Raw genomic sequence first — 17061 nt, 5'->3', positions numbered from 1 at the left:
TATCTCATTCTTTGAATAGTCCCCTTATCTTCCTAAATCGACATTTCAATAGGAATAATTTTTCGTTCTCAATTTGTTTTTTTAACTAACTAAAAAAATTGAAAATCTTCTTTCACAACTGTTTTTTTATTTTCAATAAAAAAAAGCCAGAGGATTTTACTCTGGCTTTTAACACGTATAAAAGTAAGATTTACCCAAAAGCTTGTTCCGTTCTTGAGATGATTTCGTCTTGAAGTGCTTTCTCTAAATTGTTGAAATAGTCGCTATAACCCGCTACACGTACAATCAAGTTTTCGTATTCTTTTGGATGCTTTTGTGCTTTTAACAAGGTGTCCCGATCAATCACGTTGAATTGGATATGATGCCCGTCCAAAGCAAAATAACTGCGGACAAGTGACGCCATATTGGTGATTCCTGCTTCTCCTGCTACCACACTTGGTGTGAACTTCTGATTCAACAGTGCGCCGCCAGTTTTTGTCTGATCGATTTTAGAGGCCGATTTAATGACTGCTGTCGGCCCATTGCGATCGGCGCCCTTTTCAGGAGAAATGCCGTCTGGTAATGGGATTCCTTTGTGACGGCCATTTGGCGAAGCTTCCATCACTTGACCAAAGTACACGTGACACGTCGTTGGTAAAAATTCCACCACGGTTTTAGAGCCTTTTGGTGTCGGACGACCAGCGATCACTTCTTGTAGAGAGGCTGCGACATCTCGCAGTAAGGTATCCGCGTACTCGTCGTCATTGCCGTATTTTGGTGTGTCATTGTACACTCTGTCGTAGATTTCCTCGTAATTCTCAAAATCTGCTTCACAGGCTGCCAATAATTCCTGCATCGTCATCGTTTTTTCTTCAAAGACATTGTGCTTCATCGCAGCCAGCGAATCGGTGATCGTTGCGATCCCAACACACTGAATGTAGCTCGTGTTATACCGGGCACCGCCTGCATTGTAGTCTTTGCCGACTTTGATACAGTCATCCGACATAACGGAAAGCAGCGGTACGGGCATGAATTCCATATACATCCGTTCGATCAGGTTATTCCCAGCCACCTTCACGTCCACTACGTATTGCAGCTCCTGATGGAAGGCGTCAAATACTTCCTCATAGGTGGTCATTTTGGTGAAGTCTCCTACGTCGATCCCCACCTGCTTGTCTGTATAATGGTCGTAGCCTCGATTCATCGCCAGCTCAAAGACTTTCGGAATGTTTAAATAACCTGTTAATACATAAGCTTCCTTTCCTGCCACCCCAACTTCGACACAGCCTGAACAGATCCCGCTTTCTCTGGCATCGTCCACCGTTTTCCCTAGATAACTTAATTCTGCTAAAATGGCTTCCGAATTATACATCGCTGGCTGTCCCCAGCCTTTGCGAGAGACTTTTAAGGCTTCCCGCAAGAATTTTTCTGGTGATTTGCGAGAAATCTGTACATTTGAGCTTGGCTGCAGCAGCTTCATTTCATCCATGACCTCTAAGATCAAATAACTCACATCACTCACGCCGCTAGTTCCATCTGGACGCAACGCACCCGTATTTAAATTACAGAAATCTGTATACGTGCCGCTTTCTTTCAGTGTGATCCCGACTTTTGGCGGCGCCGGTTGATTATTGAATTGAATCCATAAATTCTCTAATAATTCCCGCGCTTCTTCTCGCGTCAACCGCCCTTCTTCAATATCTTTTTCATAGAAGGGTTCTAAATGCTGATCCAATTTCCCTGGCGAATAAGCATCCCAGTTGTTCATCTCCACCGTCACGCCAATGTGGGTGAACCAATACATCTGGATTGCTTGGCGGAAGGTTTGCGGCGCGTGTTCCGGTACCACATCGCAGACTTCTGCTAAATCCAGCAGTTCTTGTTTCCATTGCGGATCAGTCTCTTTTTCAGCTAGGTCTCGACATTGCTGCGCGTAGCGTTTTCCATAAATGATCATGCCCTCGCAGACCAGCTTCATGCCTTCCAACTCTTCCCGTTTGTTCAACGCCTCCATGTCCTTGTTGTAATCTAGATTGTCAATTTCTTGCTGGATATCTGCTTTGAAATCCGCAAAGCCCTTTTGATACATTTTTCCATCGGCTACCGTATGTCCTGGCCCACGCTGCATCAAGAACTCAGTGTATAATCCTGCATCAAACAACAAATGCCACTCTTCCGGCAGCAGACGATTCATTCGAGTCATCATCGCACGATCGTGCCAATAAGGAATGATGACTTCTTCTTGAATGCGACGATCTTCTTCACTTACACGGAAAAAGACTTTCTCACGATTGTTCATGTTTTCAAAGTCTTCTAAGGTGTGACAGCACAGTTCTGGGAACGTCGGAGCCGCCCACGGCTTATCGCCCTTTTCTCCTAAAACTAAAGACCCTTTTTCAATATAATTCGTCCGATTTTCCATAATGTACTTGAAGGCTTTCCCTCGTAATACAGGCGCGGAAACTTTGCCCTCCCATTTTTTATAGGCTTCCGTCAATAGGACTGCCCGTTCCATAGAAATACTCGGTGTACATTCCTTGTCGCTGATTTCCCGCAATCGTTTGATCCGTTCCGTGCTTCCTCTTCTCGTTGGTTCCAGTGTTAATTCCGCCATTAATTTTCCTCCTGTCCCATTTTTAGGAATGACTGATAAAAACTATTTCCCCTGACGTTTAGGCTTTATGTTGCAACTTAGCCGCCAATCGTCGCTTGATACCCTGCGTCTTGATAAACCTTTTGAAGTGCAGCGACTTTATCATCCGATGGTTTGACAAAGTTTTGCGTGCATACTCGTTTTAACCGCTCATACTTGTCTCGGCCAAAATCATGATACGGAAGCAGCGAGATTTCACTCACATGAATTTTTTCACTTGCCAGCCAATCAATAATCTCCTTAGCATCGACTTCATCGGCATTGATTTCCTCTAATAGGATCAGTCGCAAGTTGATCTCCGCTTGTTGTTCAGATAAAAATCGCAAGTTCTCCAGAACCAACTGATTGCCTACGCCTGTATACAACTGATGGATATGTGAATTTATGAACTTTAAATCATATAAAAATAAATCCGTATATGGCAGAATCCTGCGGTAATTTTCCGTTGGCGCTACCCCACACGTATCGATCGTCACAGTGATTCCCAAACGCTGACACTCCTGCGCCAAAGCCACGACATAATCCATATCTTGTGCCATGACCTCACCACCAGAAAACGTCACACCGCCACCGGATTGATCATAAAAAATTTGGTCAGATTGAATCTTTTTCACTAATTCTCGTAATGAATACTCTTTCCCGATTAGCTCCTCTTTCCCATATTTGTTTACCATGATCTCTGGTCCAAACATTTGGCTTTCAGGATTGTGACACCATTCACATCTAATCGGACACCCTTTGAAAAAAATCGTCGTACGTATGCCCGGCCCATCATGGGTCGAAAACTTCTGAATATTAAAAATCGTCGGCTTTTTCACGTGCTTCCCTCCCACCTTTTATTATAAAGTCTCACCACAACAGTTGCAAGCGCTTTATTCATAATAGTGAATTATTAGCGCTTGTTTTCTGTGTTTTTTCATTTAAATGACGCTTATGCGCTTTTCAGGTATACTTACTATACATCTTCATTTTTCTTACTGTTCAAAAAAATTTTTTAGTTCGCTATTCGATTCCCCGATTCATTTGGTAAAATGAATGGACGGAACGTTTTTTAAACCGAACGAGAATATAGGAGCATACATATGACTATTGGTGAAAAAGTTAAGAATTTACGCAACGAGCGCGGAATGACCCTCAAACAACTTTCTGAAGCTACAGGCTTATCAACGGGATTTTTATCCCAATTTGAACGCGGAATCACCACCATCGCAGTCGAACATTTGGCAACGATCGCGGCGTTATTCAAGGTAAAAATCAATTACTTTTTTGAAGAGGAAGCTGAGGTCGAACCCATTGTTCGCGGCTATGATCAGCCTGTGATCCATAAATTGAATAACATGATCTACAAACAACTAAGTCGCACGCCACAGGACAAAAAAATCGCACCAAAAATGATCGAGATCATGCCTCATGAAAAACGAGAGCTTCCAACGACCTACCCACATCATGGAGAGGAATTTGTCTATGTATTAGAAGGGATTCTAACGTTAGTGATCGAAGAGGCGACGTACCAGCTATACCCAGGTGACTCCGCCCATTATTTTTCAACCATCAACCACAATTGGGACAATCAAACCAATAATATCGTTAAATTCATCGTGGTCCATTACCCAAATGATTATTAAAAAAACGTTCGATCACTGATGATCGAACGCTTTTTTTAATTAGAAACGCAAATCCCGAAATTCATATCTCTGATGAAGATCGCTTGAGAATATGCCATTTCTTCCGATAGAGCCGTTTCTGTCACACGTGCCAATTCTGACTCAGAGACTCCTGCCGCAACGATCCGCTCACGCATCACACCTAGCAACCAGCCTAGATCACTCCCTGTTTCAGCCGTTTGCAGCACAGGCTCTGCACGGACACTTTCCACCTGTAAGCCCGCTTTTTTAAATAACGTGTACATCTCTGTGCCAATATGACTGTTGCCCTTTTCATGAACTACTGTTTGCCAGGCCCACTGCTGGGCCATGGTGTGCAGCGGAAAAGTCTCGCTCTGCGATCCAGAACCCGTCGCATCACTTTCTTGAAAAATCATGCGGCCTTCTTCGTCTAACACCTTCGCCAATGCCTTGATCGCCTGCAACGGATCAGGCAAGTACATCAATATGCGTCTGCCGACGATCCTATCAAATGGCCCTAACGTTGCTGCCACATCCTCTATATTCATTGCCATGAATCGCACATTGATCAACTGCTTTTCATCCGCCATGTTCTTTGCTGCCGCAATCGCAGCCTCGTTGCTGTCAATACCGATGATTTCACCCGTTCCTTCCATGAGATCTTGAAGCAAGAAGCTCACCTCACCGTTGCCACAGCCAACATCTAGCACTCTCATTCCATTTTCTATCCCTGAATCAAGTAATAATTTCCGCGTAAACGCGTTACGATCGGTCATTGTCTTCTCCTTCTCTATCCCATGTCTCAGCACATCAGCCTTTGAATGGATTCATTCTCTTTTATAATAGTAGTCTTTCATTATATCCTGTCCAATCTGCTTCAACAAATAAGTACTACAGCCTAATTCTATAATGATCGCGAATTGCCAACTTTAATAAAATAATTAATTGCAACTGAATCGTAGTCTATCTTTCCTTCCACAGTTTTTTCGCTTATAATACCTTCAGGTGATTTGATGAATACAATAGATGCAACGGAAATCGTTGAAAAAATGAGCAATCAGAAAATAAATTATGATCGTGTGCTCCATAAGATGATCCAATCGTGGGAAAACGAAGACCTTCGCCCCCGAATTTTGATTCATTCTTGTTGCGCACCTTGCAGTACCTATACATTGGAATTCTTGACCCAGCATGCGGATGTGACGATCTTTTTCTCAAATTCAAACATCCATCCTGAAAGTGAATACCAACGTCGCGTCTTGGTCCAAGAAAAGTTTATCAATGACTTTAATGCGGCAACGGGGAATCATGTAGATTTGATCATTGATGATTATAAGCCGAATGAATTTATTCAATTGATGCAGAAGAAAGAACTGACTGAAGAGCCCGAGGGCGGAAAACGCTGCACGGCTTGTTTCAATATGCGCCTAGATTTGGCCGCAAAAGAAGCACTAGACCGCGGGTACGATTATTTCGGCAGTGCCTTGACGATCTCGCCGAAAAAGAACAGCCAGTTGATCAATCAGATCGGGATGGATATTCAAAAAATTTACAATACCCATTATCTGCCAAGCGATTTTAAGAAAAATTCCGGCTATCAACGGTCGATCGAAATGTGTAAAGAATACGATGTTTACCGTCAATGCTACTGCGGATGTGTGTTTGCCGCAAAGCAACAGGGCTGTGATTTGAAAACGATCAATAAGGAAGCCAAAGCCTATGTGAAAGAACATCGGAGAGAAACGATAGAAGAATAGACTACATAGAATCGATAGTCATTGACTATCGGTTTTTTTGAGGATTTAAAAATTCAACATACATAAAAAATCTAAACTACATTCATTTATCATTTAATTTGTTATAAATTACAGTGTTCATGTCAAATAATTTCTTTACATACGCTTCTCTTCTTCGGTACAATGAATGAATTACATAACTTATTAAGAGAGGTTTTGTTATGGACAAGTCCAAATTAAACAGTCGTTTATTCTTCTTTCTAGTATTGACACTCTTACTATGGGGAAAAAACTTATTTGCCTACTTTGTCGATTTTGATTTGCGGTTAGACAACCCACTTCAGGTGTTTATTTTAATAATCAATCCACTGGCAACCACGTTGCTTTTTTTAGCTATCCCTTTGTTTGTCAAACGAACGAAACTTGCGTATTTCACTGGTTATAGTATCTACCTGCTTTTAAGTGTGTTACTTTTTGCCAATGTCGTTTATTATCAGGAATTTACCGATTTTCTCACCATCGATACGATTTTAGGGACGGGAAAAGTCGCAAGCGGATTGGGTGAGAGTGCTGTCCGCTTATTCAAGCCCCATCATCTTTTGTACTTTTTGGATTGTCTTCTGTTGTTAGCGCTTTTACTTTTGAAAAAAATACCCTTAGACTTTCGACCACTTCGACGAAAAATCGCGTTTTCAATTACTGCTGCTGCTCTTCTTTTGCTTGGGGGAAATATTTTATTAGCGGAGACCAGCCGACCAGGATTATTGACCCGAACGTTTTCCAGAGATTATTTAGTGAAGTATCTGGGGATCAATGCCTATACTATTTACGATGGAATAAAAACGTATCAGGTTTCTCAAATACGTGCTCAAGCCAGTCCGAATGATATGACACTTTTAGCAGAAAAAATCAAACAACAGCCAAAAGAAAGAAATCTGGAAACCTTTGGCATCGCTAAAGGTAAAAATGTTATCTATGTCCATCTGGAAAGTGCTCACTAGTTCCTGATTGATTACAAACTGAAGGATGAAAAAGGAACAGAACATGAAGTGATGCCTTTTGTGAACAGCCTCTATCACAGTAACAGCTCGTTTAGTTTCGATAATTTTTACCATCAGGTCAGTGCTGGAAAAACGAGTGACGCAGAAACGCTTTTGGAAAATTCGCTATTTGGTTTGAATCAAGGCTCCCTCTTCTCACAGGTAGGCGGAAAAAATACCTTTAATGCTGCACCAGCTATTTTCAATCAGAAATTCGGTTATACGACCGCTGCCTTCCATGGCAACGCCGGCAGTTTTTGGAATCGAAATGAAACCTATAAGAAATTCGGCTATCAGCATTTCTTTGATTCTAGTTATTATAAATTGAATGATCAAAATTCGTTTCAATACGGGTTGCACGACAAGCCCTTCTTTCAGCAATCAGTGAAGTATTTAGAGCATCTTCAACAACCCTTTTATGCCAAATTTTTAGCCGTTTCGAACCATTATCCTTTTTCCGAATTGCCGGAAGAAGAGAACGGGTTTCCAAAAGTTACTACGGGGGATTCCACAATTGATGGGTACTTCGCAACAGCAAATTACACTGACACCGCGATTAAAGAATTTTTTGATTATTTAAAGCAAAGCGGACTTTATGAAAACAGCATGATCATTTTGTATGGCGACCATTACGGAATTTCTGAATCTCGTATCAAACAGACGAAAGATTTATTTGGCAAAGAAGAATGGTCTGATTTTGACACACTCCAAGCTCAGAAAGTCCCGCTGATTATTCACATTCCTGGTCAAGACCAAGGCACGATCAACCACACTTACGGTGGGCAGGTCGATGTGTTGCCAACGTTGCTAAACTTAGTTGGCTACGATAAAACGGATGAATTGATGATGCTTGGACACGATCTGCTTTCACCAAACAATGAGCAGCTCGTGGCTTTTCGGAATCGCAATTTTGTTACAAAGGATTACGCGTACATCAAAGGGGATCTTTATGATAGCCAAACGGGTGCCTTTTTAAACTTCAGTCATCCTGAACTGGTCGAAAAAGCAACCGCGGACAAACAAAAAATGGATACACAATTAGATATTTCTGACCAAATCAATCATGGCGATCTACTGCGGTTTTATTATGATAGCGGACTTGAGCCAGTCAAAACAGACCAATTCAACTATAAGGACTCAGTAAAAACTCTGAATCGTATTGAGAAAAAATTGGCTAACGCTTCGACCAGCGTTTTTTCAAAAAATGGGCAGCGATCCACTGAAGAATTCTACAAAACACGGTCTTACAAGGAATACATGGAAGAATACGAATAAAAAACGCGAGCCCTTGATTTTTAGGCTCGCGTTTCTTCTTATTTCAACAATTTTTCCAACACCTGCATCACACCTGAGTCATTATGAGAAGGTGCTTGGTTTTTTGCCATTGCGAACACCTCGGGGCTGCATTCTTTCATGGCGTAACTGTGTTCTGTTAATGCGAGCATTTCCAAATCATTGTTGGCATCGCCAAAGGCCGCCAATTCATTGGGTTCGATGCTCCATTCGTCCAGTAATTGCTTGATCGCGCGTCCTTTTGTGACTCCCGGGATAATGATATCGATGCTGCCGTGACCACTGGTGACGGCGGTGATCTCTCCTGCAAAGGTTTCATTCAGATGAGCCGCGATCGCGTATGTTTTCTCTACTTCGACATCTAACGCAAATTTTACGATGGGATCGTCTGGCAGGGTGTCGAAATCCGTCACTTCTTCCAAACGATAGCTATAGATGCGCGCAAATTTTTTGAAGTCTTCACTGGCACTTTTTAGCATATAGGAAGAGGCGATCCCACAGGCAACAAATTCCAACTCATGTTCACTTTGAATGAGTGAATCCATGATTTTTTTGGTCAGCTCTTTAGAAAAATGATGCTCCTGCTGCAGGCCGTCATCATTAAAAACCAATGCCCCGTTCTCGGAGACATAGGTGATTCCTCGATCGCCGCTGAAAAAGGAACGTAACTGGTAATATTGATTCCCGCTGGCGACGATGAAACGAACACCATTTTCCCGCATCTTCGAATAGAGTTCCTCAAACCTGGGACGATCATAGTCGTTTAAACTGTTCAGAAAGGTTCCATCCATGTCTACTGCTACTGCTTTAATCATTTGTTTCCTCCTTTTTCGTCAATAATTGATGCAGCACATTTAACTGCAATTCAAAATTTTGCCGCGCTTTTTTGTTTTCTGTATCTAAAATAAATCCGCAGGACAAGTTGAGCAATGCCGCCAGCATTAAGAATCCTGCTGTGATCAATGTCGGCATCCGCTCGACGAACCCTGTACGGAAATAGGCGATAAAAACGGGTGTGCCCAATCCAATAGCACCTACAGCCAAAAGAGTGGCCAATGTGCTAAAAAACAGAAGTGGACGATAATCTTTAAATAACTGAACTATCGTTTTGATCACCCGTACTCCGTCTGAGACTGTATTTAATTTTGATTCACTGCCTGCTGGACGATTACGGTAATCGACTTCAACAGTTTTGATCACAAAATTTTTATCCAGCGCGTGGATATTCATTTCCGTTTCTATCTCAAAACCCTTGCTCAAAACGGGCATACTTTTCGCAAATAGCGGACTCAAGGCGCGATACCCGGTCAAAATATCTTTGATGTTCCCATTGAAGAAAGAATTGATCAGGCGGCGCACCATGACATTTCCAGAATTATGAAAGGGCCGCTTATTTTCAGAGAAATACGTTGAAGAGAGGCGATCCCCCGTCACCATGTCCGCACCGTTTTCAAGCACTTCACGGCACATCTTGCGGGCATCTTTTGCGGGATAGGTATCATCGCCGTCCACTAATAAATAACATAGTGCGTCGATTTCACGAAACATTGTCCGTACGACATTTCCCTTTCCTTGCCGACTTTCTTTTTTTACCTTCACCCCTGCTGCTTTAGCGATGGCATAGGTATTGTCGGTGGAATTATTATCGTAAACATAAATGGTCCCCTCCGGCAGCTCTGCTCTGAAGTCGTCAATCACTGCTTGAATCGTCTGCTCTTCATTGTAGCAGGGGATCAGTACGGCAATTTTATCCACTTACTTCGTCCTCTTTTCGTTGATTTTTTCGATAATACTTCGGCGTTTGATTAAATCGTGCCTTAAACAGCTTTCCGAAATAGCTGGCATTTTTGAAGCCGCACGCCTTTGCCACTTGCTCGATGGGCCAATTTGTATTCACCATTAGCGCCGCGGCCATGGACATTCGGTAGTCATTGATGTATTCCATCGGCTTTTTTTGAGTGAAGCGAGCAAAGATGCGAAAGCATTCGGAGCGGCTGATGCCTGTCGCTTCACAAATGGTCTGGATCGTCACGTGCTTCATATAATTTTTTTGGATGTAATACATCACTGCTTTGATTTCTTTTTCGTGTTTTTCTGGTCGTTTCGTCAACGTTTTTTTCTGCTGTTGGAATAAATGAAGAAATACTGTTTCCCAGATCGAACTAAGCTTAGAGAGAACACGCAGCTCATAGCCCGTTCCTTCTTCGATCGTCGCCAGTTCTACCAATCGCTGAAACATCTCTGCGCCTATCGCCGTTCGCTTCTCGAATAGTCTTCCAAGAAAGCCTTCGTCCCTTAATGATTGAAAATATTTTTGGTAGATCGTTCCCGCACCACCGCCGGTCAATAGATCCGTAGAAAAAACGATCGTCAGCATCTTGGCGGAGCGATTTTTCCCCTGCAAAGCCGCCCCATGCAAGCTATTCGAAAAAACCACGACGCTGTCTCCTTCATTTAAAACAAATTGCTGATCGTTCAATCGATAATCCAATGTTCCCTCCAGCAGCACATTCATCTCGATCGTCTCATGCCAATGGTAATTCAATATCTGACCAACCGAATCATTAAAATCATCCTGCCAGACACCAAAAGGAAACGCATCGTCTGGAAACACCATCAGTTCTTTCAGATTTCTATCTAAGTAAAGCTCTTTCGAAAACATCGCATCACATCCGAAACTATTTTTATAGTATGATAATTTATTATAGCGTTTTCATCGTTATTTTGAAACTATTTTTTTATAATTGAACATTCGTTTACAAATTGATAGGCTCTTATTCTATTTAAAAAAAGGACCGCGCACGTTTAATAACAAAAAAAATCACTCCCGCGCCTGCGAAAGTGATCGTCCTTAATAGACTTGGTATTCTTGTCCGGTTTGTTTGCCTTCGACGCTTTTTACATATGCCATTGCGACCCGCTCTGCTGGCACTGGAACAAAGCCTTTAAAGGAGTCTTGGTAGTCGTCGTAGGACTCCACTAACACATTGGGGCTGACACAATTGATTCTTTTGCCGTGGGTAAAATCAATGGCTGCTGATTTTACGAAGGCCATCACACCGCCATTTGCCATGGCCGCAGAGGCGCCGCCAGGAATGGGGTCGTCCTTCATGATCCCAGTCGTCAAGGTAATGCTGCCGTCGTTGCGCAAATACTTCTGTCCAATCAAAACCAGATTGATTTGTCCCAGTAATTTGCTTTGCACCGCCACCATATTGTCCTCCGGTGTCATCTCCTCTACCCCGCGGAAGGTCGCCGCACCTGAGGCATTGACGATCGCATCAACATGACCGACTTTTTTAAACAGACCTTCGATACTTTCCACCGAAGTCAAATCTACATGCACATCCCCGCTCGTTCTCCCCGCCAGGATCAGTTCGTGTTTTTCTTTTAATTTCTCAACGACCGCCTGACCGATCGTTCCATTTCCTCCGACTATCAATATCCGCATGATTGTCCACTCCTTCTCTCCCATAAAAAATTTTTGATCGTATGATTTGCTTCTTCTATTATAGAACAATCAAAAAAAGCTTTCAGCATAAATTGACATGAAAAAAAGACCCGCCATCGCAGGTCTAAGACTTAATCTTCTTTGTTCTTGTCGATCTTTTTGTTGATTTTACCAGCAACATCATCTGCTGTTTCTTTTGCTTTGTCTTTCGCTTTACCGAAGCCTTGTTGGATTTTCCCTTTTAGTTCAGTTGATTCATCATCGGTTACTTTTCCTTTAGCTTCGTTCACTTTACCTTTTAGCTCATCGTTGTTTGCCATAATAAACCCTCCTAATGATTCTTCTATTTTTCTTAGAGAAAAATACATTTGACTCTATCTCTAAATTTATTCTACCACCAGGAAAATAAGATGGCTAAGAATCTGCTTGCGTTGTCAATACAGCTTCCGCCTGTTCGATCTCCCACTGCAACGCCTTGATCCGCTCCGTTTTCAGTTCACTGGAAAGCGTCAATTGCTCCAGCCTTCTCAATTCATTTTTTGCCGCAACTAACTCTGCTTTCACAACTAAAAGAACGCTTTCATTCATCTCCATTGTACATTTCCTCCCAAGCACCGCGCACCAATCTCTTCTTGATTCTATGCTACACTGCTTCTGAGGTGAAGTAAATGCGAAATACATGGTTACAGGAACAATTAGGGGCTATTTCAGAGGAAAAGTACCAATTCGTCGTTGACGAAGCGGTGAAATATATCGAACAATTAGAAGACGACAATGAAAGTTTGCAGATCGCTCTGGAAGGCAATATCTGGAGCCCTAAAAAATGGAACGAAAAAGCAGAGAAGTAGCCAAAAACGTTGGCTGCTTCTCTGTTTTTTTATTTTATAAACGATAGTGAATAACTTTTTCATATTTTTTAAACAATTCCTGATTCAGTTGATCTCCTCCGTCCAAATTGGCGGAATAAAAAATGGGCGGGTAGTCAATGCCGCTCTTTATTAGTTTTCTTGTTACTTCAACAATGATTGTATTTAAAATCAACGCCCCAACAACTGTTGAACTGGGACCAACTTTTTGTTCAATCCCTTCGATCTCGCAACAAGCATCTCCAATGTCTCCATGATTATCCAAAATGACATCTGCAACCTCATATAGTTTTTTTCCAGAGGAATGCCTACTCGAAACTTGCTCTGAATACTTCATATTTGTCAGCGCAATAATCGTGACTCCTTTTTCTTTCGCACTTAACGCTAGATCAATCGTGACTGGATTTCTTCCAGATACGGAATGCAGAATCAGGACATCCCCTTTTTCAAAATTGACCTTGGAGGCGAGAGCCATCCCGTACCCTTCTAAACGCTCCATCTTACTAGTTACCGTTATTGGTGACTGATCCAGCATCAGCTCACGTCCAAAAATTGGATTGATGGTCATCATTCCACCGGCACGATAATACAGTTCTTCAGATAAAATCCCTGCATGACTCGCACCAAATATATAGACCCCATCCCCATTCAAACTAGCAGCCGCCAGTAAATCGATGGCTTTACATATTCCTTCTTTTTCTACTTGCTCAACTTCTCTTACGATTTTCTGAATTCTATCAAAATATTGAAACATTTAGATTCCTCCAAACAAGCTTCCTACTAATTTACCTACCATTCCCCATAAAGAGAGATCATTGCCTCCAAAAATCAAAATCCAGTTTTGAATTGTTGTACTAAAAATAACAGCTGATACACCTACTAAAAATACCATAGCGACAGAAGCTACCATTGTTCCAATAACAGCACCTCTTAGTCCACCCTGACCTTCACCAATTACTGCGGCGCCTCCACATTCGAAAAAGCTAGTAATAACTAATGGGACAATCAAAATTCCAAATAAATCAAAACTATTAACTAGAATAACTAAAATCGTTGATGTAATCATTGCGACAATAAAGCCGATAATTACAGCATTTGGTCGATAATTAAATAGAATCGGCACATCAAATGCTGGTTTTGCACCCGGAACGACTTTTTCGGCAATTCCTTGGAAAGCAGGGATAATCTGATTGATCAAGAGACGAACGCCATAAAGCATGATGAGTAATCCGGCACCAAAATTTAATCCTGCTTCAATCGCAAACATGATGATATTTCCGCCCTCTGGAATCAAAACAGGTGCAATGAATCCCACAATGAGATTCATAAGAAACATGACTAGTCCACCGGTAATAGATATTTCTCTGAAAAAAGAAAGGCTTTCAGGGATGTTCAAGTCCTCTGTCGAGCGTTCTTTATTTCCTACACGCTTCGCAACGAATCCCGATATCAAAGATAGGATACCTGTAGGGTGACCTATTAAGAAGGAATCATCCCCCGTAGCATCCCAAACATACTTTCTCATGATCCATGGCATGAAGGACCAATAAATAGCGGATAAAATCGCACTAACAACAATCAACATTGTCCCACGCATGCCTGCCTCTACACCACCTGCTACTAGAACAAACGGAAACCACCATAGCATATGACCTGTTAAAAAAATTGTTTTAACAGGTGTGAATCGTGCGATCATTAAATGTAAAACTAAACCCAAAAACATGGCTAGCCCTACAGTACCACCATATTCAGCAGTAAAAGTAACATCAGAAAGACCTTCAGCGACTTTTACGCCTAGTTGTGTTTGAACGGCTACATTGATTGGTGCAATTGTCCCCACTAACATATTGACTCCAGCCGTTAAAATCACCATTCCGAATGCTGCTGTCATCGAGCCTTTAATAATTTCAGAAACCGACTTACGTTGAATGACTAACCCAATCATAGCAATTAATCCTAACAGCACTGGTGGATTTTTTAGAATATGATCTGTAATAAACCCCATTATCCTATCCCTCTCTTTCGTTCAAAAATTTTTCCATTTGCGCGCGAACTTCAGTAACGTCCATATATTTTTTAATCGGATAAACAGGCGTTTTAACCGACGATTTTAATTCATTTAACAATTCATTACTCGTAAAATAAACATCAGCCGGTGTCGCTTTGGCGGTCGAAAGGTCCGTATTTTCAACCGTCGCTTTCAATTCTAATTCCTTCACTACTTTATCGATCGTCATCTTCAATACCATCGAACTTCCTACACCAAATCCACATACTGCTAAAATTTTCATCTTTCATTTCCTCCTTCATTGAATAACTCAATAATCTTTTCTTTATTCCCCTCTAAAATAAGCTGATATTTTTTTGTATCCATAAATATCGTCATAATCTTCTGCAAGCTTTCCAAATGACTTTGATTATCCATCGCTGCAAGTACTAAAAAAACCTTTATTGGTTTCTCAAGCATATTTACCGATTCACGCACTACTAACAAACTTACGCTTTGTTGATTTACCCCAACTCCCGGTCGTGCATGCATCAAAGCAAAATAGTCTGTTAAAACCATATACGGTCCATGTTCCTCTACACTGTCGATCATTGATTGAATATAAGCTGGGGTAATAAAGTTCCTTTTTAACAATGGTTCACTGGCTAGTTTGACTGCTTCTTGCCAGCTTTTTAATGTTTCCACAACTTGAATTTGTTCTCTTGGCAATAACGTATCTGCTAAACTCATTTTTTAACCTCCATCATTTTTGAAATAAACCAATTTTTATCTTCTATTCCTTGCATAATCAATTCCATCACAGGTTCCACTTTTCGCACTTCCTCTTCCTTGATCATCAAAAGAACGATAATATCGACTTTTTGATTTCCCCAATTAATTGGCTTATCCAAGATAACGATCGAAATCGCCGTCTTTTCAACAAACTCCGGAGAACCATGTGGAATTGCAAAACCATTGTCTAAATAAGTTGATTGTAATTTTTCACGCTCCCAAACAGAAGATTCAAACGATTTTTTCAGCTCCACATCAGAAAATGCTTGTTGATCAATCATAAAATCAAGAGCTTCTTTTTTAGTTGAAAAGTTTTTAAATAGAATACTCTGATCAATAAATGCTTGTGTCGTATGAGTTATTTCTACTTTTTGCAAACGATTCTTCTCTTTTACGATAATCAGATCAATATAATGATTCATGATTCGTTTCATATCATTCACTGTGACCATTGGACTGATCCGAACAACTGGTTTTTCACAATCAGGAATCTTTACAGTAGAAATAATAAAATCCACATCTGAAAGATCCAATTTTTCCAGTGTTACTATTGATACAGTTTCAATGCTGTCAACATCAGGGAGGATGCGCCGAATTTTAGCGGAAACGAAGGAACTTGTCCCTATTCCATTTGGACAAACAAATAGAATTTTATGCATCTTTTTGATTCTCTCCAATGCTGCTTGGAAATGGATACTGACAAAACCTACTTCGTCATCGGACAATGCAATTTGATAAGGCTTACAGAAATCTGTCAAAGCAAACCAGACAACACCGTAAAGTGATGGATATGTTTGCTTTATTTCCTCGATTAAGGGATTGATCACGGAGGACTGTGCTTCTAGTCGTAAAATCAGTTGATACAGATGAACAACCAAATCCTCTTCTAGTCGCCCGTCTTGAGTTAAATCTGCTTGCAACCCTTCGCTGACTTTTTGGATCAAAAGTCGCACTTTTCCTCGAAAACTAAACGGAATAGCATCATCTTTCATAAAAAATCGTAATCCGCTGCCGACAATTAAGTACGTTAAATATTGGATTTCCTCTTGTGAAAAAGTGTAGATGTTTTGTTCTTCCAGTCCATTTAGAAGACCGTAGATTAATGGATACTTATCAAATTCGAGAAAAAGTTTTCCGTATTGATTGTTTCCTTCCCAACGAATGTGATGCTTCTCTTTTGACCGTTGAATAATCAATACAATAGACACGATAATATTTTGAATATAACTTTCAGGTATCTCAATTTTCTTTTCGTTCAATGCTCGGTAAAAACCTTTTGAAACTTTATCCAGTAATACAGCATCTATAAATAATGCTGTTGACTGATCATTGTTCAGCAAATTTAGAACTACTCGTTTCAATACACGTTGTATTTGAACTTCTGACCCCTTAAAAAAAGTACCTGAATTGTCAAACGTTAATAATAGATCTTCTTTAGAAAATAAATCTTTAATATAAGAAATATCATTCGCGATGCTGCTTCGTGAAACATAATAATCCTCCGATAACTGCTGATAACTTAGATGTTCCTGATTCAACAGACGCTTTATGATTAAAAATTTACGCTGTTTACTATCTATAATCCCATTATCCATTCTCATCCTCACCTTCTTACTAAATGTATCATTCTCTCAAACAA

17 protein-coding genes and 1 pseudogene are annotated in these 17061 nt (G+C 41.0%); 4 read left to right on the top strand and 14 right to left on the bottom strand.

The features are described 5' to 3' along the window. Positions 1-190 precede the first annotated feature (190 nt). Positions 191-2593 carry a trans-4-hydroxy-L-proline dehydratase gene (gene hypD / locus IGI66_RS14095; protein WP_367378615.1) on the bottom strand — a complete coding sequence of 801 codons (2403 nt, stop codon included), beginning with the start codon at positions 2591-2593 and terminating at the stop codon, positions 191-193. Positions 2594-2670: 77 nt separating this feature from the next. After that, a complete protein-coding gene (locus tag IGI66_RS14090; RefSeq protein WP_431379205.1) occupies positions 2671-3450 on the bottom strand; it encodes a radical SAM protein in 780 nt (259 codons plus the stop codon). A 264-nt stretch (positions 3451-3714) separates the two neighbouring features. Here IGI66_RS14090 and IGI66_RS14085 point away from each other — a divergent pair, with 264 nt between their 5' ends. Next, positions 3715-4257 carry a helix-turn-helix domain-containing protein gene (locus IGI66_RS14085; protein ID WP_086305229.1) on the top strand — a complete coding sequence of 181 codons (543 nt, stop codon included), beginning with the start codon at positions 3715-3717 and terminating at the stop codon, positions 4255-4257. Positions 4258-4292: 35 nt separating this feature from the next. On the opposite strand, the gene IGI66_RS14080 is transcribed toward IGI66_RS14085, so the two are convergent. Beyond that, entirely contained in the window at positions 4293-5033 is a 741-nt protein-coding gene (locus IGI66_RS14080; protein WP_438849325.1) for a methyltransferase domain-containing protein, read from the bottom strand. Between the two features lie 237 nt (positions 5034-5270). Between IGI66_RS14080 and IGI66_RS14075 the strand changes: the two genes are divergently transcribed. Both IGI66_RS14075 and IGI66_RS14070 read left to right on the top strand, forming a co-directional pair. After that, positions 5271-6014, top strand: coding sequence for an epoxyqueuosine reductase QueH (locus IGI66_RS14075; RefSeq protein WP_438849324.1), 744 nt, complete (start codon positions 5271-5273; stop codon positions 6012-6014). Positions 6015-6214: 200 nt separating this feature from the next. After that, positions 6215-8308, top strand: a pseudogene (locus tag IGI66_RS14070) (LTA synthase family protein). A gap of 38 nt (positions 8309-8346) precedes the next feature. Here the strand turns inward: IGI66_RS14070 and IGI66_RS14065 are convergent. From IGI66_RS14065 to IGI66_RS14040, 6 genes are all read right to left on the bottom strand, one after another. Then, the gene (locus tag IGI66_RS14065) at positions 8347-9141 is read right to left on the bottom strand and encodes a Cof-type HAD-IIB family hydrolase (protein WP_438849323.1); all 795 of its coding nucleotides are present in this window, start codon (positions 9139-9141) and stop codon (positions 8347-8349) included. Continuing rightward, positions 9134-10081 (bottom strand): glycosyltransferase family 2 protein, encoded by a 948-nt coding sequence (locus tag IGI66_RS14060; protein WP_438849322.1) that lies wholly within the window; start codon positions 10079-10081, stop codon positions 9134-9136. Before IGI66_RS14060 ends, IGI66_RS14065 begins: the two co-directional genes overlap by 8 nt. Further along, on the bottom strand, positions 10074-10988 hold the full coding sequence (locus IGI66_RS14055) for an AraC family transcriptional regulator (RefSeq protein WP_438849321.1): 915 nt from the start codon (positions 10986-10988) through the stop codon (positions 10074-10076). The genes IGI66_RS14060 and IGI66_RS14055 overlap by 8 nt, the downstream gene beginning before the upstream one ends. 189 nt (positions 10989-11177) lie before the next feature. Beyond that, on the bottom strand, positions 11178-11777 hold the full coding sequence (locus IGI66_RS14050) for a short chain dehydrogenase (protein WP_010778938.1): 600 nt from the start codon (positions 11775-11777) through the stop codon (positions 11178-11180). Between the two features lie 131 nt (positions 11778-11908). Further along, on the bottom strand, positions 11909-12097 hold the full coding sequence (locus tag IGI66_RS14045) for a CsbD family protein (RefSeq protein WP_010778937.1): 189 nt from the start codon (positions 12095-12097) through the stop codon (positions 11909-11911). Between the two features lie 94 nt (positions 12098-12191). Next, on the bottom strand, positions 12192-12371 hold the full coding sequence (locus IGI66_RS14040) for a hypothetical protein (RefSeq protein ID WP_438849320.1): 180 nt from the start codon (positions 12369-12371) through the stop codon (positions 12192-12194). A 74-nt stretch (positions 12372-12445) separates the two neighbouring features. Here IGI66_RS14040 and IGI66_RS14035 point away from each other — a divergent pair, with 74 nt between their 5' ends. Further along, complete coding sequence (locus tag IGI66_RS14035; RefSeq protein ID WP_010778936.1) at positions 12446-12625, top strand: hypothetical protein; 180 nt, start codon at positions 12446-12448, stop codon at positions 12623-12625. 34 nt (positions 12626-12659) lie between these two features. Here the strand turns inward: IGI66_RS14035 and IGI66_RS14030 are convergent, their stop codons facing one another. The 5 genes from IGI66_RS14030 to IGI66_RS14010 are packed head-to-tail and all read right to left on the bottom strand — an operon-like array spanning position 12660 to position 17017. Continuing rightward, complete coding sequence (locus IGI66_RS14030) at positions 12660-13397, bottom strand: SIS domain-containing protein (RefSeq protein ID WP_438849319.1); 738 nt, start codon at positions 13395-13397, stop codon at positions 12660-12662. Beyond that, positions 13398-14648, bottom strand: a complete 1251-nt coding sequence (locus tag IGI66_RS14025; RefSeq protein ID WP_438849318.1) for a PTS ascorbate transporter subunit IIC — start codon at positions 14646-14648, stop codon at positions 13398-13400. A gap of 4 nt (positions 14649-14652) precedes the next feature. Beyond that, complete coding sequence (locus tag IGI66_RS14020) at positions 14653-14934, bottom strand: PTS sugar transporter subunit IIB (RefSeq protein WP_435933730.1); 282 nt, start codon at positions 14932-14934, stop codon at positions 14653-14655. Continuing rightward, complete coding sequence (locus tag IGI66_RS14015) at positions 14931-15380, bottom strand: PTS sugar transporter subunit IIA (protein ID WP_314575704.1); 450 nt, start codon at positions 15378-15380, stop codon at positions 14931-14933. The genes IGI66_RS14020 and IGI66_RS14015 overlap by 4 nt, the downstream gene beginning before the upstream one ends. Then, positions 15377-17017, bottom strand: a complete 1641-nt coding sequence (locus IGI66_RS14010; protein ID WP_438849317.1) for a BglG family transcription antiterminator — start codon at positions 17015-17017, stop codon at positions 15377-15379. Before IGI66_RS14010 ends, IGI66_RS14015 begins: the two co-directional genes overlap by 4 nt. Positions 17018-17061 lie beyond the last annotated feature (44 nt).

This window comes from Enterococcus sp. AZ048, from assembly GCF_051715125.1.
Taxonomy (GTDB): domain Bacteria; phylum Bacillota; class Bacilli; order Lactobacillales; family Enterococcaceae; genus Enterococcus_A; species Enterococcus_A gilvus.
This window is presented reverse-complemented; position numbering and strand designations above follow the sequence as displayed.